19 protein-coding genes, 1 other RNA gene and 1 pseudogene are annotated in these 25800 nt (G+C 44.6%); 2 read left to right on the plus strand and 19 right to left on the minus strand.

From position 1 onward, the window contains the following. Window positions 1-13: 13 nt before the first annotated feature. The 8 genes from srlA to D8785_RS04590 all read right to left on the minus strand — a co-directional run bounded on the left by srlA (window position 14) and on the right by D8785_RS04590 (window position 7852). Window positions 14-556 (minus strand): PTS glucitol/sorbitol transporter subunit IIC, encoded by a 543-nt coding sequence (gene srlA, locus D8785_RS04555; protein ID WP_023024625.1) that lies wholly within the window; start codon window positions 554-556, stop codon window positions 14-16. After that, complete coding sequence (locus D8785_RS04560; RefSeq protein WP_001086645.1) at window positions 553-1050, minus strand: transcriptional regulator GutM; 498 nt, start codon at window positions 1048-1050, stop codon at window positions 553-555. Before D8785_RS04560 ends, srlA begins: the two co-directional genes overlap by 4 nt. Beyond that, window positions 1050-2876, minus strand: a complete 1827-nt coding sequence (locus tag D8785_RS04565; protein WP_080981318.1) for a BglG family transcription antiterminator — start codon at window positions 2874-2876, stop codon at window positions 1050-1052. The genes D8785_RS04560 and D8785_RS04565 overlap by 1 nt, the downstream gene beginning before the upstream one ends. Before the next feature lie 62 nt (window positions 2877-2938). Beyond that, the gene (locus D8785_RS04570; protein WP_001000838.1) at window positions 2939-3739 is read right to left on the minus strand and encodes an SDR family oxidoreductase; all 801 of its coding nucleotides are present in this window, start codon (window positions 3737-3739) and stop codon (window positions 2939-2941) included. A gap of 183 nt (window positions 3740-3922) precedes the next feature. Further along, complete coding sequence (locus tag D8785_RS04575; protein ID WP_125374627.1) at window positions 3923-5272, minus strand: glucose-6-phosphate isomerase; 1350 nt, start codon at window positions 5270-5272, stop codon at window positions 3923-3925. Between the two features lie 422 nt (window positions 5273-5694). Beyond that, window positions 5695-5790: signal recognition particle sRNA small type (gene ffs / locus D8785_RS04580), an RNA gene on the minus strand. Between the two features lie 38 nt (window positions 5791-5828). After that, window positions 5829-6344 carry a tRNA adenosine(34) deaminase TadA gene (gene tadA, locus D8785_RS04585; RefSeq protein WP_125374628.1) on the minus strand — a complete coding sequence of 172 codons (516 nt, stop codon included), beginning with the start codon at window positions 6342-6344 and terminating at the stop codon, window positions 5829-5831. A 215-nt stretch (window positions 6345-6559) separates the two neighbouring features. Further along, window positions 6560-7852 (minus strand): adenylosuccinate synthase, encoded by a 1293-nt coding sequence (locus tag D8785_RS04590; protein WP_125374629.1) that lies wholly within the window; start codon window positions 7850-7852, stop codon window positions 6560-6562. Window positions 7853-8227: 375 nt separating this feature from the next. Here D8785_RS04590 and hslO point away from each other — a divergent pair, with 375 nt between their 5' ends. Beyond that, window positions 8228-9100, plus strand: a complete 873-nt coding sequence (hslO, locus tag D8785_RS04595) for an Hsp33 family molecular chaperone HslO (RefSeq protein ID WP_312023834.1) — start codon at window positions 8228-8230, stop codon at window positions 9098-9100. Continuing rightward, complete coding sequence (gene dusB / locus D8785_RS04600; RefSeq protein WP_006595451.1) at window positions 9087-10067, plus strand: tRNA dihydrouridine synthase DusB; 981 nt, start codon at window positions 9087-9089, stop codon at window positions 10065-10067. The genes hslO and dusB overlap by 14 nt, the downstream gene beginning before the upstream one ends. Window positions 10068-10261: 194 nt before the next feature. Here dusB and D8785_RS04610 read toward each other — a convergent pair whose 3' ends face one another. From D8785_RS04610 to D8785_RS04660, 11 genes and pseudogenes are all read right to left on the minus strand, one after another. Beyond that, window positions 10262-11059 carry an NUDIX domain-containing protein gene (locus D8785_RS04610; protein WP_125374631.1) on the minus strand — a complete coding sequence of 266 codons (798 nt, stop codon included), beginning with the start codon at window positions 11057-11059 and terminating at the stop codon, window positions 10262-10264. Beyond that, window positions 11060-11842, minus strand: coding sequence for a nicotinamide riboside transporter PnuC (gene pnuC / locus D8785_RS04615; protein WP_125374632.1), 783 nt, complete (start codon window positions 11840-11842; stop codon window positions 11060-11062). 12 nt (window positions 11843-11854) lie between these two features. Continuing rightward, window positions 11855-12913, minus strand: a complete 1059-nt coding sequence (locus tag D8785_RS04620; protein WP_125374633.1) for an AAA family ATPase — start codon at window positions 12911-12913, stop codon at window positions 11855-11857. 205 nt (window positions 12914-13118) lie between these two features. Further along, the gene (locus D8785_RS04625) at window positions 13119-13862 is read right to left on the minus strand and encodes a hypothetical protein (RefSeq protein WP_125374634.1); all 744 of its coding nucleotides are present in this window, start codon (window positions 13860-13862) and stop codon (window positions 13119-13121) included. Between the two features lie 162 nt (window positions 13863-14024). Beyond that, window positions 14025-14429 (minus strand): DUF4430 domain-containing protein, encoded by a 405-nt coding sequence (locus D8785_RS04630; protein ID WP_125374635.1) that lies wholly within the window; start codon window positions 14427-14429, stop codon window positions 14025-14027. Next, complete coding sequence (locus D8785_RS04635; protein ID WP_125374636.1) at window positions 14410-14898, minus strand: ECF transporter S component; 489 nt, start codon at window positions 14896-14898, stop codon at window positions 14410-14412. The genes D8785_RS04630 and D8785_RS04635 overlap by 20 nt, the downstream gene beginning before the upstream one ends. 11 nt (window positions 14899-14909) lie before the next feature. Next, window positions 14910-17339, minus strand: a complete 2430-nt coding sequence (locus D8785_RS04640; protein ID WP_125374637.1) for an ATP-dependent Clp protease ATP-binding subunit — start codon at window positions 17337-17339, stop codon at window positions 14910-14912. 7 nt (window positions 17340-17346) lie between these two features. Further along, on the minus strand, window positions 17347-17805 hold the full coding sequence (locus D8785_RS04645; RefSeq protein WP_125374638.1) for a CtsR family transcriptional regulator: 459 nt from the start codon (window positions 17803-17805) through the stop codon (window positions 17347-17349). Between the two features lie 230 nt (window positions 17806-18035). Continuing rightward, complete coding sequence (locus tag D8785_RS09940) at window positions 18036-18161, minus strand: LPXTG cell wall anchor domain-containing protein (RefSeq protein ID WP_125374639.1); 126 nt, start codon at window positions 18159-18161, stop codon at window positions 18036-18038. A 15-nt stretch (window positions 18162-18176) separates the two neighbouring features. Next, window positions 18177-20495, minus strand: a complete 2319-nt coding sequence (locus D8785_RS04655; protein WP_260469865.1) for an alpha-L-fucosidase — start codon at window positions 20493-20495, stop codon at window positions 18177-18179. Between the two features lie 149 nt (window positions 20496-20644). Next, window positions 20645-25469 (minus strand): annotated as a pseudogene (locus tag D8785_RS04660) (Ig-like domain-containing protein); the annotation flags it as partial. Between the last annotated feature and the right edge of the window lie 331 nt (window positions 25470-25800).

Below are 25800 nucleotides of genomic sequence, written 5' to 3' on the forward strand. Positions count from 1 at the left end.
TTCACTCTTTCTATCAATCAAATGTTTTACTCAAGGTAACACCTTGCTGTTTTGCTACATAAGCAGTTGTAAAATCGGTCACCCAACCGCCTACAAAGTTCATGACAAGCCCAACAAGCATGTAACGAATGGCTAAGTCCATTTGACTTAAACCTAAAGTTTGAATTCCTGTTGCAATTCCCATCCATACAAACAATTCCCCAGGATTGATATGCGGAAATACACCATTTGAAGTATGGCAGAACTGCATCTGAGCTGCTACAAAACTAGGTTTATAATATTCTGGTAAGAAACGTCCCATACTGATTGCCATCGGATTCCCCAGCATAAAGGCTGAAATGAAAGGTAAAATCATATACCGGCTAACAGGATTTTTGGCAGAAATCTTAGCCAGGGAATTGACCTTCTCTTCTCCCAAGAAAGCGATAAGGGTATTCATTGCAATCAATAGCATTAAGACAAGCGGTACAATATTTGTCATCCAGCTAATAAAGGTTTCTCCACCTAATTGGAAGAGTTTCATAAAACTCTCTGCAAAATTTGTAATGTGATTCATAAGGAACTCCCTTTCTTATTTTTTTTAAATAACTGTTTAATAGATAATTGTAAGTAATTCGCATAAAAGCCGAATCCCAGAAAAGAATCAGATGAACTTGTCTCTTTCTCAATACCTGCCTCATGCCAAAGATAGACTTTTCTAGCATCTTCTATGGCTGATTGCATCAACTTATTTTCTTTTCTCACAAGAGGATTATACTTGTCAAAATAATGGATGTCTTCTCCAACATAATCGTCCATATTTTGAAAACGTGCTAAGATTGTGACTCCTTGCATTTTGCTAGCTTTAAGAACCCGACCGTTTTCATCAACCGCGAACATGACAATCGTACCGGATTTGATTCTTCCGGACTTCCTGCCAATCGCTACGCGCCCCAGTCTTCGGAGCATCGTATAGGTCTTATTGAAGTCTTTGAGTTGCTGCCAGCCGAGGAACATTTGAAATATATAAGCTGCCATGACAAATACAGCGAAAATTATTAGCGAATTCATTAAAATACTCCTTTGCTCTTAGAAAATGATAGAAACTCTGTCTCTGTTTCTACAGCCCTCAAAGCTTCTTTTAGAGAAGGCTCTCCTGCAATTCGAAAAATGTCGTCATACAATTCCAGCAATTCACTCTCCATTTTGCTTTCAATTTCTGAGGGAATGGCGACTAGAAAGATAAATTCAATCCAATCATCTCCTTTTTGATAAGGCTCTTCTAGCTTTCCAAACATTAAAATAGTCTTTGCATAACCCTGGTTAATTGTATGGGGGAAGGCAATTCCTCCACCAAAAATGGTTGATTGTTTTTTCTCCCTATCAATTATCCGATTTCTAAAACCTTCATCAATCATCTGAAGTTTCTCTAACTCTGCAACCATATTTAGCAAGTATTGCTGATAGGTTTTTTGGGGACTCAACCGAAGAAAACGTAAGCTGACTGTTTCTAGATTTTTTTGATGAAAAGCATTGGCCCTCTGCCATTCTTCCCGCAGCCATTGATCATCAAAAAGATGATTAACTTGAATGACTGGAGATTTAGAATCTTTATATTTTAGAGGAACTGTCGTAAAAATCGCGAAATAGTCCTGATTCAAATCCAGATTAAAATCCTCTTCAGAATACTGAGTAATGTCTACATCATTTCCAAGGATTCGTCTGAGTTGCTGAATAATCATCGCAGCAGTTCCTCTTCCTGTTGTGCAAACTACTGCTATCTGCTTGCGAGAACCATTTACAACAGAGTTTTGCTTTCTTAAAATCATTTCAAAATACAAAGCCAGATATCCGATTTCAGATAATTCCAATTCAGAACCAAAAATTGCAGACAGTTCTTCTCCAGCAATTTTCGCCATTTCAAAAGCAAAAGGATATTGAGTTTGAACCTCGCCATGGAATATATCATTAGCTTGCACATGGAAAATCAGTCGATTGATTAAGGGGCCTAGATGAGACTTGATTTCTTCAAATAATTCTTCATCATCAAAGTTAACCAACATTGTTTCTTTGACTTTCTTGACAATCCCTTGAAAAATGTTTGCAAGCTGTTCAGATTGATAAGACGGCTTGCTTAAAGTGTCAATAAAACGGATATTAAACGGAAAACACAAAAAGTCTATTTCAAACTGACTGAGGGAAATCTTATAAGTCATCTCAATATGATAGATTAATTTTTCAACCAAAGGTGTCTCTGTTAAATCATTCCTATAGTAAGGAATAGGGCAACTCAACACCCTAGATGCATAAATACGCTCCACCATAATTGAAATTGTCTTTCGAAGGAGTTCCTTTGTTTCTTTCGGGATTTTATACTCCTGGAGTAGCGTCTCCAGAAAAGAAGATGTTGCCTCGGTGAGTGTCTTTCCTTCAAAGTAAGGGGCCACTTGGTGAATATAGAGCAAGCGCAAATTCAGCTCGGACCCCAAGACCTCCAGCCCACGGTTGGGCTTTCCTGAAATAGTGATAGAGTAACTCTCTGCCAAAGATTTTACTTGTTTTAAATCCTTATTAAGGGTACTTCTACTAACACCTGCCTCCTCAGCCAAGTCGTCAATAAGAAGAGGGGAGGTTGACTTAATTAAACGTTTTAGTAAATAGGCAATTCTTTTACTGGAAGAATTGAAGTCACTCTCCCGTTTTAAACTACCAGATAAAATCCTTTCCAACTCAGTATAGTCATACACCTCTAACATTAACTTATCATCTTGTGAGATAATCTGGATACTCGGAGCCAAAACATCATTTAATTGTTGGATACTCTTTTGCAAGGTTTGCATACTAATATCCAGCTCTGAGCGCATATCTACCAAGGAATAAGTTGGCTGTGAGACCATTTTTTCTAAAATGTTATACCATCGATTTACTATGGTCAACTCTCTTCCTCACCTTCATTTTTTTAACCGCGAGTTTTCCCCCCGGCAATATTTGTAGTGACTCCAGTTATATAGCTAGAACGGTCTGAAATATAGAATGCTACAAGGTCAGCTACTTCCCGTAGTTTACCACTTCGTCCCAAAGGAGTTGTTGAAGTTGAAGCATAACCAGCTCGAATATCTTCTACCGTCTTTCCACGGGTATAAGCAAGAGCTTCCTCATAAGAAAGAGTTCGAAGTCCCGTAGCTTCCATAATTCCTGGAGCAATTCCAACCACACGTACACCATGCTTACCCAGCTCTTTCGCCCATGAACGAGTGTAACTATAGACTGCTGCTTTTGTTGCAGCATAGGCACTTTGTCCTTCAGAACCTTCCAAACCTGCTTCTGAAGCCATGTTCACAATTACACCTTTTCTATTTTTCACTAAAATACGTCCTACTGCCTGACTAACCAAATACAAACCTTTTTGATTAATCATTGTTACTTTTTCAAACGTTTCATCGTCTAACTCGTAAGGACCTTTAGGATTTTCTGCATCAATTAATAATCTGGGAACATTAATCCCTGCATTATTGACTACCGCATCAATATTGCCAAATCTTTCAACTATTTTGGCAACACCCTCTTCTACTTCAGAGCGAGAAGTTACATCAACTTTTACAAATAATAGATTCGGGTGACGCAAATCGTTGTCGCTAAGATCAAAATTCGCTACATTGACTCCTAATTCCAGCAATTCTTCAACGATTGCCTTACCGATCCCAGATGACGCGCCAGTCACAAGAACTGTTTTGCCTTTTATGTTTAACCAATCATTCATTTTGATACCTCTCAAATTTTATTTACAAGGCAATTATACAGCGCTTTCATAAAAGAATTAAGACACTCTTTTTTACACTTTTAAAAAAAATAATAAACTAATTAAGAGGCTTGTACTAAAAATCCACAAGAAATGAACTTGTGGATCTTTTTATATTCTAAATGAACTCAAAGCATATGAGAATCAAAGGCGTGCATTCAACTCAGCACCCAGCTCTTCAAAGCCTGGTTTCCCAAGAAGAGCAAACATGTTTTTCTTATAAGCTTCAACTCCAGGCTGGTCAAATGGATTGATACCATTCAGGTAGCCAGAAAGAGCAATAGCCAACTCAAAGAAGTAAATAGTGTAGCCCAAAGTGAACTCATCTTGCTCAGGCAGTGTCACAAACATATTTGGAACTCCACCATCAGTGTGTGCTAACAGCACTCCATCTGTAGCTTTTTTATTGACAAAGTCAACATCTTTTCCTTGCAAGTAGCCAAGACCGTCCAAGTCTTCTGCCAATTCAGGAATCAGCACATTTTTGCGAGGTTTATCTACACGGATAACTGTTTCAAAGAGGATACGGGTACCTTCCTGGATAAATTGTCCCAGAGAGTGCAAGTCTGTTGAGAAGTTAGCTGAAGTTGGATAAATCCCTTTTTGATCTTTCCCTTCTGACTCACCAGCCAGTTGCTTCCACCACTCAGAGAAGTATTGCAGAGATGGTTCATAGTTAGCTAGAACTTCTGTCAGATAACCTTTACGGTACAAGATATTGCGCACAACTGCATATTGATATGCTTCATTTTCAGCCAACTTATCAGAAGCATAAGCCTTGCGAGCAGCATTTGCTCCTTCCATTAACTTGCTGATATCAGCTCCTGCAGCTGCGATTGGCAAGAGCCCCACTGCTGTCAATACTGTAAAACGACCACCTACACTATCAGGCACTACAAAAGTATCCCAGCCATTAGCATCTGCTTCAACCTTAACTGCACCTTTAGCGCGGTCTGTAGTTGCGTAGATACGTTGGTTAGCTTCTTCTTGACCGTACTTCTTAACCAAGAGTTCTTTGAAGACACGGAAAGCAATAGCCGGTTCAGTTGTTGTACCTGATTTAGAAATCACGTTTACTGAGAAATCTTTGTCTGATACATAGTCTACCAAATCAGCCAAATAGCTTGAAGAGATAGAGTTTCCAGCATAGAGGATCTGAGGTGCCTTGCGTTCTTCCTTTCTTTGCAAGTTTACAAATGAATTATTCAAGAAATCAATAGCTGCACGAGCTCCTAAATAGGAACCACCAATACCGATTACGATCAATACCTCACTATCAGATTGGATTTTAGCAGCAGCCTTTTGAATACGAGCAAATTCTTCGCGGTCGTAGTTTTCAGGAAGGTCCAACCAACCCAAGAAGTCGCTACCAGCACCAGTTCCTTTACGGATCAATTCGTCTGCTGCTGTAACTTGTGCTTGCATGTAGTCCACTTCATGTGGGGCAACAAATTTACCCAAAACTTTTGAGTAGTCAAATTTAATATGAGACATGTTATTCCTCCAAAATTTCTTCTTCTCTATGATATCGCTTTACTGGGATTTAATCAAGGGAAACCATCCTGTAAAACGTTTTCATTTGCTAATTTTTTTATTTTCACAAATCAAGCAACGACGCAATAGCAATAGTTTGCATATAGAGCCTTATTTTGAACGGAACAGACAAAAAAAGGAGCCTCTTCCGAAGCTCTATTTTTACGCTATTATTCTTTGAATCCACTAATGAATTTCGAGATAATGCTAGTGAATTATAGCCCTCACGTCGCAAAGCTCCTCAGGATCAATATCTCTAAACTCATCTGCGATTTGCAGGCTTGTTTCGTTAAGAGCTTTTATCGGTTTACAGCTTTTTCCCTAGCGGGAAAAACTGCATCCATTGCTCTAGGATTCATCTGCGTCCCTTGGACTTGATTCATCAAGAGCAATAGAAAAGAGCACACAGTTCACTTCGCTTAGGGCTGCTGGATTCCTCCCCTGACCCGCTTCACGCAGAACTGTTGCTCCGATAGGTATTATATCATAATTTGTGGATTTTGCAAAGGTCCGGTTTTTATTCTTGTGTTTCGGCCTTGGCTGCGAGCTTGGCTTGTTTTTTTCTTTCCCGGCCTTGGCGGAAGAAGGTTTGCATGATGGCTGCACATTCCGCTTCCAAAATCCCTGTTTCTACTTCTACCCGGTGATTGAGGCGTTCATCTGTCAAAATATCGTAAAGGCTCCCTGCCCCGCCAAACTTCTGATTGGTCGCACCATAAACCACCTGAGGAATCCGGGCCAGACCAATGGCGCCACTGCACATGACACAAGGCTCAATGGTCACAAATAGGGTGGTATCTAGCAAGCGCCAGCTCTCTTCGTACTGATTGGCTTCTTCGATCGCCATTACCTCTGCATGCATGACAGCTCGCTGCAATTCTTCCCGTGCATTGTGGCCCCGTCCAATGATCTCACCATCTTTGACGATGACACAACCAATGGGGATTTCCTCATGGGCCAAGGCGATTTCTGCTTCTTTTAAGGCCTCTCGCATAAAGGCTTCTTTCTCTTCCGTCGTGTAATCTCTCACCATATCTCCTCTCATCTCCACGTTTCATGTTCTATTATATGATGAAGCCACAAAAAAAGCCACCAATGGGTGACTTCTTATAGGGAGATATTATGAAAAAAAGTTTGGATTCTAAACAAAGTTGGGAGGTCTTTGTTTATGGTCTTAGTATAGACCGCGTGTCTTAAAGTAATCTTAAGAAGAAAAAAGTTGAGAGAGAACTCCCAACTTTTATTTGATTATTTACTTGACCAGACACTTTCAAGGATATTGGTTTGGTCACGATCTGGTCCGACCGAGAAGGTTGAAATGCGCACACCAACCAATTCACCGACACGGCGAACATAGTTGCGGGCATTTTCTGGAAGCTCATCCAAGTGGCGGACACCTGTGATGTCTTCTGACCAGCCTGGCAATTCTTCATAGATTGGTTTGCAACGTTTGAGTTGCTCCAAGCTTGCTGGGTAGTAGTCGATGCGTTCTCCATCCAAGTCGTAGGCTACACAGGTTTTCACTGTATCCAATCCTGACAAAACGTCGATTGAGTTCAAGCTAAGGTTGGTAATTCCTGACACACGACGGCTATGGCGCATGACAACAGAGTCAAACCAACCCACACGACGAGGACGACCCGTTGTTGTCCCATACTCATGGCCGACTTCACGAATCCGATCACCTACTTCATCAAAGAGCTCTGTAGGGAATGGTCCATCACCGACACGGCTGGTATAGGCTTTACATACACCAACAACCTTATCGATCTTGCTTGGGCCGACACCTGATCCGATCGTCACCCCACCAGCGACTGGGTTTGAAGAGGTTACAAATGGATAGGTTCCTTGGTCGATATCCAACATCACCCCTTGGGCCCCTTCAAAGAGCACGCGCTTGCCGTTATCCAAAGCATCGTTCAAGATCACGGAAGTATCGGTGACATATTGTTTGATTTGTTGACCATATTCGTAGTATTCTTCAAAGATATCGTCAAAAGAAAGAGCTTCTGCATCATAGAGCTTGGTAAATTGACGGTTCTTTTCTTCCAAGTTGATGCGCAGGCGTTCCGCAAAGACCTCTCGATCCAAGAGATCCGCGATCCGGATTCCCACACGCGCAGCCTTGTCCATATAGGCTGGTCCAATCCCTTTGATGGTGGTTCCGATTTTGTTTTCGCCTTTAGACTCTTCTTGGAGACGGTCCAATTCAATATGGTAAGGAAGGATGACATGGGCACGGTCAGAAATGCGAAGGCTATCCGTTGATACCCCTTCTTCATGGAGATAAGCCAACTCTTTGACCAATGATTTAGGATTGACCACTACTCCGTTTCCGATCACAGAAATCTTTTCAGGGAAGAAGATACCCGAAGGAATCAAGTGCAACTTGAACTTTTTGCCGTCGATCACGATGGTGTGACCGGCATTGTCCCCACCTTGGTAACGAGCAATGACTTCTGCATTGGCTGACAGGAAGTCTGTAATCTTCCCTTTTCCTTCATCACCCCATTGGGTTCCTACTACAACAACTGATGTCATAATTCTTTTTCATATACCATAGATAGTTGCCTATCTATGCCTTTCTTCAAACTAGGGGCAGGAGTCTCACCTGCAAGTTTGTCTTACACCCTATTATAAGAAATTTCCTCGTTTTTTTCAAGGTTGGCTATTTCTTTGCTTGGTTTTTTACCCTTAAAAGTTGACTCTCATTTTCTAAACATCCATCTTTTGACCTTCATATCCCAGCTTATACAATGATCGTTCGTCTTTTACCTTATTTTCTCCCTAAAATAGATCCTAGTCTATTCAGTTTCTAAGCAAGATTCTCCTCAGAAAGATTTTCTCCCTTCACAGTCTAAATAAATCAAGTTACTCCCCTCACCTCTTTTCTTTTTTTATGCTAAAATAGAAGCTATGGACAAAATTATTAAAACTATCTCAGAAAGTGGCTCTTTCCGTGCCTTTGTACTAGACAGTACAGAGACCGTGCGAGCAGCCCAAGAAAAACATCAAACTCAAGCAAGTTCAACAGTGGCCCTCGGTCGGACCCTCATCGCTAGTCAAATTCTCGCAGCCAACGAAAAAGGGGACACCAAGATTACGGTGAAAATCCTCGGTACCAGCTCACTGGGTGCTATTATCACTGTGGCAGATACTCAAGGAAACGTTAAAGGCTACGTGCAAAATCCTGGTGTGGATATCAAGAAAACCGCGACCGGTGAAGTCGTGGTCGGACCATTTGTCGGAAATGGGGAATTCTTAGTCATCACCGACTATGGCACAGGCAATCCTTACCACTCCATGACACCCCTGGTCACTGGCGAAATCGGTGAAGACCTGGCTTATTATTTGACTGAAAGCCAACAAACGCCATCTGCGGTTGGGCTCAATGTGCTTTTAGACGAAAACGACAAAGTCAAGGTCGCTGGTGGTTTCTTGGTACAGGTCTTGCCAAATGCCAAGGAAGAAGAAATTGCCCGCTTTGAAAAACGTATCCAAGAAATGCCTGCCATTTCTACCCTTTTAGCCTCTGACGACCATATTGAAGCCCTTCTTGCTGCCATCTATGGCGAAGAGCCTTACAAACGTCTCTCTGAAGAAGAACTTCGTTTCCAATGCGACTGTAGCAAGGAACGCTTCATGGATGCCTTGGCTAGCTTGCCAGCCAAAGACCTTCAAGAAATGAAGGACGAGGACCAGGGAGCAGAAATTATTTGCCAATTCTGTCAGACAGCTTATCACTTTGACGAAAACGACTTGGAGGAACTCATTCGTGACAAATCTTAATACGCCTTTTATGATTGGGAACGTCGAGATCCCAAACCGGACGGTCCTAGCACCTATGGCCGGTGTGACCAACTCCGCTTTCCGGACGATTGCTAAGGAACTGGGAGCAGGGCTTGTAGTCATGGAAATGGTCTCTGATAAAGGAATCCAATACAATAACGAAAAGACCCTGCATATGCTCCATATCGATGAAGGAGAAAATCCTGTATCAATCCAACTTTTCGGGAGCGACGAAGATAGTCTCGCACGCGCAGCAGAATTTATCCAAGAAAATACCAAGACCGATATCGTGGATATCAACATGGGCTGCCCAGTGAATAAAATCGTGAAAAACGAGGCGGGTGCTATGTGGCTCAAGGACCCTGATAAGATCTACTCCATTATCAACAAGGTCCAATCCGTCCTTGATATCCCTCTCACTGTCAAAATGCGGACAGGTTGGTCAGATCCTTCTCTAGCAGTGGAGAATGCCCTCGCAGCTGAAGCTGCAGGTGTCTCTGCCCTTGCTATGCACGGACGGACCCGGGAGCAAATGTACACTGGTCACGCTGACCTTGAGACCCTTCACAAGGTTGCGCAAGCTCTGACCAAGATTCCATTTATCGCAAACGGAGACATCCGGACGGTTCAAGACGCCAAACAACGCATCGAAGAAGTCGGTGCTGATGCAGTCATGATTGGCCGTGCCGCTATGGGCAATCCTTACCTCTTCAACCAAATCAATCACTACTTTGAAACAGGAGAAATCCTGCCTGATTTGACCTTCGAAGACAAGATGAAGATTGCTTATGAGCACTTGAAGCGCTTGATCAATCTCAAGGGCGAGCACATTGCCGTCCGCGAATTCCGTGGCTTAGCCCCTCACTACCTCCGTGGAACATCTGGCGCTGCCAAACTTCGCGGAGCAATCTCCCAAGCTAGCACCCTAGCTGAGATTGAAGAACTTCTTCAATTGGAAAAAGCTTAAGAACAAAAAAGAGGCTGGGACAAAAGTCCTAGCCTCTCAATTGTCTTTGGATTGTCGAGCAAGACGCAGTGGTTGAGTGGGCTCTACTACGCTGATTCCATCAGCTTTTACAGCCCTACTCAACTGTGCGGAGGTGGGACGACGAAATCGAATTCTAACGAATTGCCGATTTCTGTCCCACTCTCTTTTGTATGTTATTGGTCCTTTTGGCTTTCACTTTCTTTCCAGCGATAGGTCTTACGCGGTTTTTTCTTAGGTACTCGCTTGACTCCCACCTCTTCAACATAGGAACCGTAGGTGACAAGGAAATTATTGGTCAAAATTTCTTTATCTGGATGGATCAGATTCACCAACTCAGTTGCTTCGTAAACAGTGAAAGGTTCTTCTAGGAGATGGAGGAAGGTTGGATTCCAAGCCAAGCGCCCTTGGATCCGCTTGATGGATTCTTGGACAATCTCATAGTGGTCAAAGGCAAAATCTTCAGCCGTCAAGACACGACCATCTAGGGAACACTCCCCTTGTTTGAAGTCCACATCGAGGAAAAGGACCTCTTTGGCATCATCCCCAGCTCGGACCAGATTGACGGCCTCCGCAGGCAAGTAGACCAGGTGGGCAATGGTTATGACCCAGCCCCGTGGATCCCGTCCAGGAGTCGAAACTGTCATTAACTGCTCGACCTTTTGAGGGGTCAACTCTAGTCCAACTTCTTCCTGGACCTCACGGATACAAGCCTGGATAGCATCTTCATGCTTTTGTAAGAATCCTCCAACCAAGGCTACCCGATGCTGACAAGGGTGGGTTTTCCGGCGAATCACCAGGAGTTTCAAGCGCCCCTCCACAAAGCAGTAGGCCACCATATCGGCAGTTACGCTCGGATTTTCATAGGTAGGGTGGTCCTGTTCCTTATACCAACGGAGAAATTCTTCCTCGCTGACGACCGTTTCGTAGTATTCCTTTTCGTTCATTCCTTCCGGAATGCTTGTTGCTGTCATTTAAGCAACCTCCTTTTTCACTGCTTTACTCCACTGATACCAACCGACAAGACTGTTAAGCGTATAAACCCAGTACATACCTTGAATATGGATGCTCTCTCCCCACCAGAGGTAAATACTGAAGAGGTTGGTCGCAATCCAGAAAATCCATTGTTCGCGATAGAGACCGGTCATCAGAAGCTGTCCGACACCATTGGTCGCATCTGTTACACTATCACGGAAAGGCCGAGCACTGTGGATGCTTTTATAGGCGTAGCCCATCCCAATCCAAATCAGAGCTGTTAGGACCAAGTACTTGATCCATTCCACTAAAGTTAATTTCTTAGACTCAAAGTGAGACTTTTCTGCCCCTCCCTGGTCATTGATCCGATTCGATAACCAGACATAGAGACCAATTGGCTGCATAACGAAGAAATACAAGGTCGTTAAAACTTCTCCATAGAAGTTTTTGTTCAAGGCTAGGATTAAATAAATAGCAGAGTTTACTGCCCCAAAGAGATAGTTACTAGCCCGACCCTCTGCTACTAGTATAACACAAACTATTCCTGTCCAGGATGCAAAGAGCCCCAACCAATCGTGACTTGCTTCCTGATTGGTAAACTCTAGGACAAAGGGCACGCTGGATAAAGCAAGCAAATAGAGCCATTGTGTCAACGTGCGGCCAGCGAATAGGTCTTTCCAAAGGAGTTTCATAATTCCTATAAAGCCACGTTTACCAGCTTCTCGATGGACATTTTTTAAATGTTCCCCAAATGTTTGAATTTTTTCTTGTAGTCGTTTCATGCTGCTTCTCCTTTAATCAGCTTGATAAATCGTATCGATGACACGTTTCGCTTCTTCATAATTTCCTAAGTAGTCTTGCCCGAGATAGGCTGTAGGGATATTCGAGAGGTATTGATGGCGGAGTTGATCCAGGTGATTTGAAAAACTGTTGCGAATTTCATCATCTGCCATGGTCATATCACGGAAACCATCATTGACATAGGATCCAATGGGTTGGACAAATAAGATCAGATCCCATTTTTCCTTAGCTAGGATACTGACGAAGAGGTTGTCAAAGGTATCCGTCATACTGGTCTCTTGGCCTTCTACCTCCATATAGTAGTCGTAATAGCCCTTTGTCACCAAAGAGTTGGTATCTGCAATGACTAAGCCACGATTGGCATTACTGTCGATTAATTTTGAGGTTTGATCGTATTGTCCTAGCAAGAGGTAATAGTAATCTTTTGGTGTTAATTCATCATCCCGTACATTATTTCTAATTTGGTACTCCCGAGCATATTCTAAGCTCACTGGCGCATCATAGAAACGGGCCAAATCCTTTGCCAAAGTCGTCTTCCCGTTACTAGCACTCCCCATAATAAGAACCTTTTTCGTAAACTGACGACGGAAGGGTTGGGCGATGTATTTCCAATACTTGCTCGGGTTCTCTCTGATGAGGGTTCCTGAGATGCCAAACTGACGCTCCTGCAGGCGGGCTTCAAAGCCTCGCGCTTCGAGTTCTTCTTGATAAGTCTTCTCTCCAACAAAGAAGATCAGTTCTTCTCTTTCTGCATGATATTGAATGGTCTCTAAGGCTGTTTTCAACCAAGGCTCCCATCCCAAGGGATAGCGGGGAAGATCTGTCTCGTCAAGTTTATAAATTTGAGTGAGTTCATCATTTGAAAAACCTTCTCGGATATAGCGAAAACGTTTCTGCAAAGGAAGGCCAACTTCTTCTCCACGGTCTCCTTTGTACCCAGAAACAATTACACGAACGCGGTCACATTGGCGTTTTGCCCGTTGAATTAAATCAATATGCCCTTGATGAAGGGGGGCAAATGTTCCAAAAACCACTGCCACTTTTTCTTTCATCTTACTGGCTCCTTTTTATTATTATTTCAAAACATGCTTTGCTTATACTTTTATTATAAACTATAATTAGCCAGTGTCAATACTTTTTTATAAAAAAATATATTTTTATAAAATAAAAATTAAAAAGGTCCAACTCTGTATGTTATTATACAGAATTGAACCTTTGATTTCAATCATTTTTTTAATATTTCTTAGTGGCGAGCCATTATTCCCGAATCAAGGCGTGCGTATGTCCATTTTCAGCCACTTGAACACTTGCCACTTGGCCATCTTGACCGATGACTATATCCAAGCTAGCTGTAGATCCATCTTGAGTGGAAATCAAGCCAGCATGATAATGACCATGATCCAAGTTGTATTCATAGCTTCCAATCGTATAGCTCACTGCATCGCCCCCTGGAGTTTGAATGGTCACTTGGCCTCCTTGCCCGATCGTTACGCTGGTATCACGACCATCGGTCCAACTACCTGCTACTGTAGAATAATCCCCTGAGGCATAAGCTAATACACCTTTATAGCGTGGGTTCTCTGTCTTAGAGGCTTGCTCTTTGGCACTTGTGCGACCTTCCTCCAAGCTAGGTAGTTTTGGTTTTTCAGGCGCCGGCGTCACTGCTGGATTCGTTTTTTGAGAAGGGGTTGGAGCCAGGCCTTGATGGACTTTTGGAACTCTTGGTGTCACCGGAGTTGACGGACTTTCTTGGCTGGCTTGTGTTTCGCTCGAAGCGCTAGCAGAAGATGATGCTAGCTCTCCGTTTTGTTGGTTTTGTGTGGTTTTGCTTGTCGCCTTTTTCTCTTCTTTCTTACTAGTAGAACTTTCTTTTACTTGTGCAATTTTACTAGTTGAAGATGGACTGGTTTCCTTTTTCTTTTCTGATCCACAGCCGCTTAAGAGAAGAGCAGCTGTTAGAGCAAGGGTGGATAGACTAAATAAGGTTCCTTTCATTTTCATGGCAATACCTCTCTTTTGTAACATTTGTTACATTTTGTAATATAATTGTAACATTCATTTATGGGGAAGTCAAGAGGATTTCCAATTCTTATAAAAAATAGAAACTAGTTTCAAAAAAAGAGTGAACCCGTGGAGTCCTACTCCAAGCATTCACTCTTTTTCTTATTGATATACTTCTTGATAAAATTCGATAGTGTCTCCATCTTGAACAGTGGTCTCTGCTGCCCCTTTTGGTGCCATCTCTCCATTGATCTTGTACATCCAATAGAGCCCCTTGCTTTCGTCTTGGGCTACTCCATCAATCGAGGTGATGAGGCCACTCTTTTCCTCAATTTTGTAGTTGGCTTTAAGGACTTCCATCAGGTTGGCTTTCTCTGCAACCTTTAGGGTCTTGCTTTGAACTTCCTGCCCTTCAGGGGCGATACTTACAGTAATGGTGATTTCTTTTTCTTTGGCTACTTGTGAGCTAGAAGCTGAGTTTTTCGTAGTCGATGGTGTGCTTTGTCCGCAACTGACCAATACAAGAGCTGCTAGGACAGCAAACAAGCTATAAAGTGTTTTTTTCATGATACAATCTCCTAAATATGACATAAAGTAAAGGATAAAAACAAGCGGTGGAAAGGGCGTGGGCTAGGTTAAAGCTGAAGCCATTGATCAGGGCATAGGTCCACCAAGGCATGTGATAAAGGACAGCATAAAGACTGTCAATCAACATCCCGTAGAGAAAAGATAAGATGCCGACCACTAGGGTTTGGACTTCCAAAGACAAGTGGCGGTAAAGCCCCCGCCAAAGAGTCAAGAGGAGGGCAAAGACTAGAATCTGAGCGACTACCACTGGACTCATCCCCAAGAGAAAAGCCGAGGTGAACATGGTGACAGCCATCACCAAACAGGCGAATGCCCAGTCTTCGAATAACACCAATAAAAAGAAAATGGCACTAATGGGTTGGATATTGGGTAGAAAGGCAAAAGCTTGTCTCAGCACCACACAGAGGGCTGCTAAGAGGGTGATTCGGGTCAAGCGTTTGAGAGGCACTGCAGATCCTCCTAGTCAATCGTGAAGTTCAGCTGACCAGACTTGACACCTACCTTGAGGGTTTGACCTTCTGCAACTTCTCCTCTCAAGAGGATCTCTGCCAAGTAGTCTTCCACCTGGGTCTGGATGGTCCGACGCAAAGGACGCGCTCCCATCTCTGGATCATATCCGTGAGTTGCCAGCCATTTAAGGGCAGACGCTTGGAATTTCAGAGTAATTCCCTTCTCTGCTAGAGATTGAACCAACGGTTTCACCATAATCTTGACAATCTCGTGCATTTGGTCACTGGTCAGGCTATGGAAGACGACCTTTTCATCAATCCGGTTAATGAACTCCGGTCGATAGGTCTTCTTCAACTCTTCGAAGATGCGTTTTTCCATATTGGCTTGGTCAAAGCGAATATCCTTGGCTCCAAAACCGACTGTCTTATCATCTCGTAAAGCAGTAGCTCCCAAGTTTGACGTCATGATAATAATGGTATTGGAGAAATCTACCTTGCGTCCCTTGCTGTCGGTCAAGACACCGTCATCCAAGACTTGCAAGAGAACGTTAAAGATATCTGGATGGGCTTTTTCCACCTCATCAAACAAGAGGACTGAATAAGGTTTGTTGCGGACTTTTTCCGTCAACTCACCACCTTCTTCATAGCCAACGTAACCCGGAGGAGCTCCGTTGAGACGACTAGCCGCAAATTTCTCCATGTATTCACTCATATCAAAGCGAATCAAAGCGGACTCGTCATCAAAGAGGACCTCAGCAAGCGCCTTGGCTAGCTCGGTTTTCCCGACTCCTGTCGGACCGAGGAAGAGGAAGGAACCGATTGGTCGCTTGTGAGACCGGATTCCAGATTGATTGCGGCGAATCGCTCGGCTGATACTTGAGACGGCCTGATCCTGACCGATCACGCGCTTATGAAGTTCCGCTTCTAATTCAAGGTATTTCTTAGCCGCTGTTTGGGTTAGTTTTTCAACAGGGATACCAGAAAGCTGACTGAGCGTCTTCAGGATATCCTCTTCCTTGACTTCTAGCTGGTAACCTTTCGGACTGGCGTCTTCTTTTAGTAGCTGAGCAACTTTTTTCCACTGTCCCTTGAGCAAGGCTTGATCGGCAGCTGTCAAATCGGACTGAAGACCCGCTTGAGGTCCCTCGTTTTGCACGGTCGCTGCCGCCTCATCCAAAAGATCAATAGCTGAGTCTGGCAAGAGGCGACTGGTCAAATACCGATGAGCATAGACAACAGCTGTCTCAATGGCTGGATCCGTAATATGGACGCGGTGGTGACGCTCATAGGTCTTCTTGAGCCCTTGCAAAATAGCGATGCTATCTGCAACAGATGGTTGCTCAATCAAGACCTTAGCAAAGCGGCGTGAAAGAGCAGCGTCTTTTTCAATGTGTTTTTGGTATTCTTCTTGCGTAGTGGCTCCTACGGTCCGTAGAGTTCCACGAGCCAAGGCCGGCTTCAAGATATTGGCCGCATCCAAGGTGGAGTCAATCCCAGAGCCAGATCCCATAATGGTATGGAGCTCATCAATGAAGAGAATGACATGACCATCTTCTTCAATATCATTGATGATGTTGTTCATCCGCTCTTCAAAATCCCCACGGAAACGGGTCCCTGCGACAACATTCATCAAGTCCAACTCTAAGACGCGCATCTTGGCAAGTTCAGTTGGGACATCTCCACTGGCAATCCGTTGGGCCAAGCCCAAAGCCAGAGCAGTCTTTCCGACACCCGCATCACCAACGAGGACCGGATTGTTTTTTGTTTTGCGGCTCAAAATCTGAATCATCCGCGAGATTTCTTGACCCCGGCCAATCACTGGTTCCAAACTGCCATTGCGAGCCATTTCTGTCAGATCTCGGGTATAATCTTCCAAACCACCACTAGTAGAGGCCGGCATGCCCATCATATTTCCCATGGTTTGACGATTTGGTTGCTGGGCCCGATAGAGAGAACGGATAGCCTTGACAGCTTCCTTATCCCAACCTGCTCGTTGTTCCAAGCTCTTACGAAGCTCGACGATTTTAATACCCTCTTCCTGATCATCATAGCGGAAGCCAACATACTCCAATACTTGAGAAGCCAAGGTTCCCCGCTCTAGTAAGAGCGCCAAGAGGACATGCTCCGTTCCAAGGCTTTTGGCATGGACTGCCTGAGCAATCTCTTGGGACCGGTTCATGATTTCTTCTACACGGAAAGAAAAAGGAAATACCTCGTAGCGGCCATCCCTTTGGTAGACTTGACCCGTAATGTGCTCAGCCGCATCTTGAAAATCATCAATCTGCATAGGATAGTCAGTTAAGACGGAACCAGCTACACTATAAGGATTATTGGCTAGGGCTACTAGGATATGCCAGGTATCTAGTGTTTGGGAATCAAAATGACCCGCCAAGATTTGAGCGGCTTCAATCGTTTCTAATAGGGCTTTTGAATAGTTCATAAGGAGATTACATTCCCTTTCTATCGACTTGTTGGATAATTTTTCGTAGGATATTGGCTCGTAAGCGATGGGCTTCGCTTCCCAGAACATCGTCTGTTGTCACCACTAACAAGAGCTCTGCCTCTCTCTTTGTAAGGAGTTTTTCTTCAAATAGCATCTGGAGGATATCGTCAAAAACAGTCTGACTGATCTGTTCTCCAATGCTTGCGCCAAGCTCTTTTAGCATCTGGTGTTGGTCTGAAAATTGAATCTTGCCAATCCGGATATATCCTCCACCTCCACGCTTGCTCTCTACGATGTAGCCTCGACTTTCGGTGAAGCGGGTCTTGATCACATAATTGATTTGACTAGGAACAACTTGGAAAACATCCGCTAATTCGCTTCTCTTGAGCTCTGCGATGCCTGCTTGGGCCAGTAGCGACTTGATATAGGCCTCAATGCTATCTGATGTATTTTTACTTGCCATGATGCTCCTTTCTAACCTTTTCATTCTAGATGAGCCCTCTGCTTTTCAGAGGATCAAAAATGGTCTCATCATCCATGATGTCATTATTGACCTTATCTGACTATTATACAATTTTTACGCCTGTAAATAAAGCAAAGACTACGTCGAGATAGAATCTGAAGCCCCCTTACTGGTAGGCAGAAGGAGCCAAAAAAGAGGCTAGCTATTGCTAACCTCTTGTAGAAGGGACTTTAGGATTTCCGACGAGCTAATTTTACTCTTCCGCCTAAGAGTCCTAAACCAAAAAGTCCGATCCAGGCTAAGAAGCTTGCCTTCTCTGATCCTGTCTGTGGCAGTTTTCCTGCCTTATCTATCACTTGGTTAAAGCTAGACTATGATTCGGTCCCATTTGAACATTCTTGGTTATCCGTCTCATGATGCCAGCCTTGGCTGTAGTGCAGTTTTGGATCTTGATCATCCACTTCTTTGCGATTTTCTGGAAGCAGGTCCTCGTTCATCACTTGGACTGTCAGTTCTGGAATGAAGCCGACTAGGCTTCCTTGATCCGGATACAACAATTTGACCTGAAAGTCATAGACATCGGTCGCTTTTCCTGCAAAATCAAGGGTTGGGACTTGGACTGTTTTTTCTGTCTCTCCATCTGCGAACTCAAGGGTGACATTGGTATCTTTGTAGACCTTGCCATGAACCCCTGTTCCCGGTTCTGTGATGAATTTAAGACTGGTACTTCCTTTAGAGCCACCTTTTCTCTTGACGACGATTCGCGCTGGGTCTCCTTTTTTAACAGCTAAGGTTGGCTGAGCAAACTCAAAGAGGCCTTTTTCTTGATTATTGAGGGCATAAATCCCTTCCGTTGCGATAGCATCTCCCTTGCTATTGACCAAGGTCAAGGTATGGGAACCTGCTTTCAAATCTGGTGTTTCATAAACCTTTTGGCTGCGTTTGCGAGTTGGACTTTGGGTATTAACCGTCGCTAGTTTTTGCCCATCGACATAGACATCCATTTCCCCATGACCTGAGTCTACAGTTGCGACCACATAGGCCTTGGTTCCTTCGAAGTGGTAGGTTGCAGAAGCTCCCGCTTCCTTGGTCCACATAGAGGTGCCTCGAACGCCTTCTCCCTCTTCATTCCATTGGCTATTGCCCCGGTCAGCAGTCCGGTCAGAATGATAGGTCAAACCAAGCGGATAGCCATCGGTTTCTTCGATGCTAGCTGGCGTCTTATAGACCGAGACACCGTTCAAGATTGGAGTGGCTTGGGCATCAGTAATTGACACTCGGAGGTAGCGACTATCAACTGGTTGCCCTTTGATCAAACGGCGATATCCAACGGTTGACCCAGCTCCAAAAGGAACCCATTGGCCATTCACCGCTACATCGATGGTGAAACCGGAAATCCGTTGGCCTTTTTCGATGGTTTCTTTGAGCTCTACCACATCAAAATGTTGCTCTTTTCCAAGATCGAGGACAAAAGAGCCGGTCTTGGCATCATCGGCAGGGGCCCAACTGGTCTTTTCATCGCCATCTGTCAAATGGCTAGCTGCGTAATGCGAATTGCGCCGTGTCGAGTCAGCTTCTACCAAAGCGCCCTCCGCATAGTCCACGCTGTAGAGTTGGTCCAAAGTCTGGCGGAATTCTTTCAAACGGGCCACATCGGCATCCACAAATTTTCCATCTTGATTGGGTGGAATATTGAGCAAGAGTGGCGTTCCACGACCGACAGATTTGAAGTAAATGTCCATCAATTCACGCAGGGACTTAGGCTCTTGATTGTCATGGTAGAACCAGCCAGAGCGAATGGAAACATCCGCTTCTCCCACTGAGTATTGTTTCCCTTCCGGATCTCCATGGTTGAGATAGCTATTGGATGGATTGTTGCGAATCTTATCCGGATTGACCTTATGCCAAACTGGATCTCCAGCAATCCCCTTTTCATTTCCTATCCAACGAACATTGGTGGGCTCAGCTGAGAAGATAGCAATATCCCCTTGGGCCTTACGGATGGCGTCAAACCACTTATCGAAGGTATAGGTTACTTTTTGAGCCCCATCGCCACGCGCTCCATCCATCCAGACTTCAACAAATTTGCCTTTGTTTCCATATTTAGGATCTTCAAGGATTTCTTTGAGCTGGTTGAGATAGTATTCGTTGTATTGCTCCTCTGTATCCACATGGTAGAGCGGGCTGTGGGCATCCCAAGGGGAGAGGTAGACTCCCATATCCATGTCATACTTGCTAGCAGAAGCCGAAACTTCGGCTAGGATATCACCTTTTCCTTCCTTCCAACCACTTTTGGCAATTGTATGGTCGGTGTATTTAGAAGGGTACAAGAGGAAACCATCGTGGTGCTTGACGACCATGATGGTCCGTTTGAAGCCAGCATCTTTCAGGGTTTTGATCCACTGATCGGTATCCAGATGCTCTGGATAGAAATAATAAGGATCTTCTTGCCCATCCCCCCACTCACGATCGTAGTAGGTATTCATCCCAAAGTGGATGAAGGCTGCCAGTTCTTCGCGGTGGTATTGCATTTGAGCCTTGCTAGGAAGTGGTCCGTAATCTGCAATTTCAGGCTCCTCATCTGCAGTAGCTACTGGTTGGGTTGCTTCTGTCCCTTGGCTGACTGCTCGGTTTTCTTTCTCACTCGTTACAGGTGAGGAATGTTCTGATTCTTCCTGATGGTCTTTCACAGTGCTCTCCTCCTTTCCTTACTCTTTAACAAACCTCATTTTGATGGCCGGTGACTTTCACCATTCTATGCTTGCTCATATTTGGTTAGTTGAACAAAAGTGATTGTTGCTTTTATCTTCAAATATCCTAGACTGTTCCCACAGTTTGACATCGTTTGTGAGATGGAGGCGGTATTCTCGTAAGATGGTGCCATCTTCCGCTTTGTGGATGACACGGATTGGCTCACCTTCATGGACGCTTAGCACAACCGTTGCAAGACCATGATGGCTAGCTGTCGCTTCCACCTGAGGATAAGCTCGATCACGCGCATCGATGTAGTAATCTGTCACACTTGGGTTGACCCCTGGCAAAACCTCACCATTGACACGAATGGTCACTTGGCTCTTTTCTTCTGCCACAACCTTATTGGCAAATACTTGAATCTCTGAAATAGAGCTTCCACGTTTGCCTTCTGGTGTCTTCATGCGGATCCGAACCGCATAAGTGTCGACTTTATCAAAACTAAAATGATTCATCTTGCCAGCTGCTACCGGTTCTTGAACGGTGAGGTTGCTGACTTCTTTCCAGTTAGCTGGGTTGTTAAATGGATGATCTGTTTCGTCTTTGACGCGATTTGGATTGCTTGGTACTGTTGGGATTTGCTCACCCGCATAGTACTCGATCACATATTCACTCGGAGCCCCAACGCCGTGGTCTTCGTGGAAACCAACATGGAGGTTATCCACTGCACGCTTGGTCAATATACCAGAGTCCCCAAACAAGATACCAACAGAATCTTCCGCATTGTCACGGCCCCAGTTGGTCCAACGGTTGGCTGGAGCATCGGTAAAGGAAATGACCTTGTCGTTGACCTTAGCAACTGGATCCGCATCGTTAGAATCACTTGCAAAAGCGAGTGGCAAGACGGAGCCTGTCCATTGTTCTGCTACATTGGCCCCTTTGACTGTGTTTGCGGAAACACGAATATGGAGACGGGTTGAAAGGTTGGTTCCTTCTACACGACCGGAGACAACAACTTCTCCTTCTTGGGCCAAGAGTTGCGGATCTACCGTATCCCAGGCTACCTTGGCAGCATAGGTCTTACCATTGGAGTGATAAGTTCGCACGCTTTCTGGAAGTGCTGGTTTTTCACCGACTGGAGTTGTGGTGCTGACTTCTTCTACAGCGATAATGCCTTCAACTGTGACTTGGGCTTGGGCTTCTTTTTCCACACCCTCTACCTGACCTGTGACAGTAAAGCTATGGTAATCCTTGACTTGATCTGCTATTACGGCATCCCAGGTCACGCGTTTTTCTTTCGGGAATCCCTTGTCATACTCAACCAACACTGTCTCTGGAAGAGCTGGCAAAACGTTTCGATCGGTGCTGATCCGTACAGGACGTACCTTGACAACTGTCTTTTCTTCTGGATTTGGCGTGATGGTAAAGGTTAATTCTCCTGTTTGTCCTTGGAAGCTAGCTTGTAAATGAACCAATCCTGCTTCCCGTAGTTCCAAACCTTTCTTGCTTGCGACTGCTTTTCCTTGACTACCGGCTGCTGTTACCACATCGATTTGATCCGCTTGGAGACTAGCTACACTGCCATCTTGGTAATGAGCTAGGACATCAAGCGTGACTGTTTGGTCTTCCTTGAGCTCTTGGCCTTCTGGCAGACGCAATTCTAAACGCTGGATCTGTGGACTTTCTTCCTGGAATTGCACAGCATAGGTCTGTACAGCTCCCGTATCCTTAGCAGTGACAAAAATTTGAGCTTTCAAACCATTTTCTCGATTGGCTTGTAGGACCGTCACTTGGGCATTTTCTGTACTCGCTGTGACCTGACCAGGCTCTTGACCATAAGCCAGCGGACGGAAAATCGTATGGTTGCCACTACCAAATTTTGGAAGCGCTACTCCATCTAGTTGCACTGTTGGTTTCTTAGCCTTGCTGACTGTTCCACCTACAACCACTAGTGTCGCTTGGACTGTTCCCCCATTACTTAATAGTCCTGTCGCCTTCAAGCGAGCACCTGGTGTAGACAATTGCTCCTCTTGACCGGCTTCCAAGGTCCATTGATCAACGTCATAACTAGCTGTTCGACCATCTGTAAAGACCAATTGCACAGCCTTATCCACAGTTGCTAGATCCGCTCCCTGAGGGATTTGTTTGATGACTGGAAGGACTTGTTCCACACCGATTACATCAACCAGAGCCTCTACCGTCCGGCCTTGAACATGACCTGTCACACGAACTTGCCCAGCACGACTAAAGTCTGCCTCATCCCATTCAACGGCTTCTTCTTGGGCCATGCCATCGTTATAGACGACAGATACGTGACTTGGAAGCTCAGGTACTTCACCTAAGTAAACTTGTGTCCGAACCGGTTCTACTCCCAAGATAAAGCGTTCTTCCTGCTCCTTCTTACCTGTAAAGAGACTGACTTGGTCTGATTGCAAGCGGTCTGAATCAGCATAAAGAGTAAAGGATCCTGCTTGCTCAGTTGATTTGACAATGACCACCCCTTTGCCGTTAAAGGCCCGACGTTGCCATGAGCCATCTTCCTGTGCTTTGTAGCGTTCACGGCTGGCTTGTTCCCCGTTGTCGACGCCGACAATTTGGCCTTGTCCATGCAGATGGAAATGCACCAAATTATTGGCAGTTGGCACGACACGGCCTGCTTCATCAACGATTTCATAGGTAATATAAGTTAAATCTTTACCGTCTGCCGCAATGGCGTGCTCTTCTTTTAGCAGACGAACACCTGCTGGCTTCCCAGCTGTTTCGATCTGATCGCGGGCAATTACTTCCCCTGCTTCGTTGCGGGCAATGGCTTCCACTTTACCTGGTACATAAGAAACCAACCACTCTAGATAGAGTTCATCCGGATTTGCCCCTTCCTGATAGGTCCGGCCATCAGCTGTGGTTTTCTTAGTAAAGGTCTTCACCCCTTTTGATTCCCCATTGACAATCAATTCCACACTATGAGCATTGGAGAAGGTACGGACAGGAATCCGTCCTTCTTCATCCATGACACGATTGGCCAATTCTTGATTGTCCCAGTTCCAATGTGGCAAGAGATGAACCATTGGATGTTTCTCAGCTGACAACCATTGACTTTGGTAAAGATAAAAATCATTCTTTGGAAGGCCAGCAGTATCCACGATCCCGAAATAAGAACTTTTCACAGGTGTGTCATTCTGGTTGTGCCATGGTGTTGGTTCACCGATATAGTCTGTACCTGTCCAAATAAATTGACCTGCATAGCCGGCATGATCGCGGTCAAAGGTCCAAGAGGCTGTCGCTGTCCGACCCCAACCAACCCGGTCATTGCCGTAGTCTGATTGTTCATAATGGCGGTCTTCTTGGTTGCTTCCTACCCATTCTCTTTCAGGGTGGTAATAAGAGCCCCGTGTCCGCGTTGCAGAGGAGGTTTCAGAACCGTAAATGAGCCAATTGGGATGTTTAGCTCGTAGGCTTTCGTAGTTGGCCTCTGAATAGTTAAATCCAACCGCATCGAGCTCTGCTGCTACCTTTTCATGGTCTCCTGAACCATCGCCAAAGCGGAATTTATCAGCCCCCATGGTGACATAGCGAGTTGCATCCACTTCCTTGATGGTCTTGACCAACCGACAAACAGTTGCGACAGACTTATCAGATCCATCTGCTTCACCGATTTCGTTACCGATGGACCACATCACAATAGAAGGATTGTTCTTCCCTCGCTCTACCATGGTCCGAAGGTCATAGTCAGACCATTTATCCCCTTTACGAGCTTCTGGATGGGTCGCATCCTTTTCGAAGAAACGACCGTAATCGTATTGCTTCTTGCCACCATACCAAGTATCAAAAGCTTCTTCTTGGACCATCAAGCCCAATTCCGCTGCAATTTGCAGAGTTTGTTCACTCGCAGGGTTGTGGGTCGTCCGGATAGCATTAACTCCCATGTCCTTCATCTGTTTGAGACGACGATATTCAGCCTTGTAATTTTCTTCGGCTCCAAGTGCCCCGTGGTCATGGTGAAGGGAAACACCGTAGAATTTCGTAGCCACTCCATTGAGGAAGAAGCCACCTTCTGGCGTCCAGTTCAGATAACGGTAGCCAAAACGTTCTTTTTGCACATCGACCAACTGCGAATCGCGATAGACCCGAGTATACAGAGTATAGAGGGCTGGGTTATTGGTTTTGACATCCCAGAGGGTCGGTTTTTCAACATGAAGGGTATGAGACAGGTTGATCTCTTGACCAGCCAAAACGGATTGCACCTCACTACGCACCTTTTCACTGACCACTTGACCACTTTGATCAACGATTTCGTATTCTGCATAAATACTATGGGCTTGATCATCTTGGTTGACAATACGACTCTTCACTAGAGTATCGACTGCCCCATTCTTTTGTTCTTCTAATTTTGGACTAGTGATGGTGGTCCCATACTTGGCCACATGAACCTTATCTGTCACACTGAGTTTGACATCACGATAGATCCCACTTCCTGAATACCAACGACTACTTGGTTGTTGGTTGACCACATGAACCGTGATGGTATTTTCACTTCCATCCGCATTTAAATAAGGGGTAATATCATAAGAAAAGGCATTGTAACCATTTGGATAATGACCAACCAATTGCCCGTTTACATAGACTTTGGAATCCATGTATACTCCACCAAATTCCAAGCGCACCTTCTTATCGAGGTCCTTGTCGTCCAAACGGAAGGTCTTACGATACCAAGCATCCCCACCGTTTAATTGTCCGCCTTCATTTTGAGCGGGAGACTTGTGATCAAAGTCAAAGAAGATCGACCAATCGTGAGGCAAATCTAATTTTTTCCAGTTTTTAATATCCACCTGGCGACCTTCTGCACCAGGAGCTGCATTTAATTTGAAATACCAGTCCTTGTTAAAGTCTCGTTCGCGATCTTGCACCATATCCTCCGCTACTTGTTTTTGGTCCTTCGTAGCCTCTTCAGTAGCCCCAGCAGAACGTTCACTTGTTTGATGGCTGTTCTACTTCTTTATACTCCTGCACAGGAATACCAACAACAAAATTCTACTGGGTGACTACTACTTTTTCAGCAATCTCATCACCTTCCTCTTCTGCCATCCCTGCTTTTTTATTCACTTGAGCCAGGGCTCCCTGTACTCTGAAAAAAGAAACACCGATGAGGACCGTAAAAGCTCAAACCGTTAGTTTTCGAATACTACATACACTACACTTCTTAAAAAACAACTTAGTCAACAATACCTATAATTTAATAATTGATACAGTAAATATCTTCAAAGTACTCAAAAATGTACCGAATCCCACATTATAACTATACCAAAT

The sequence above is a fragment of the Streptococcus australis genome, from assembly GCF_003943615.1.
GTDB lineage: Bacteria > Bacillota > Bacilli > Lactobacillales > Streptococcaceae > Streptococcus > Streptococcus australis_C.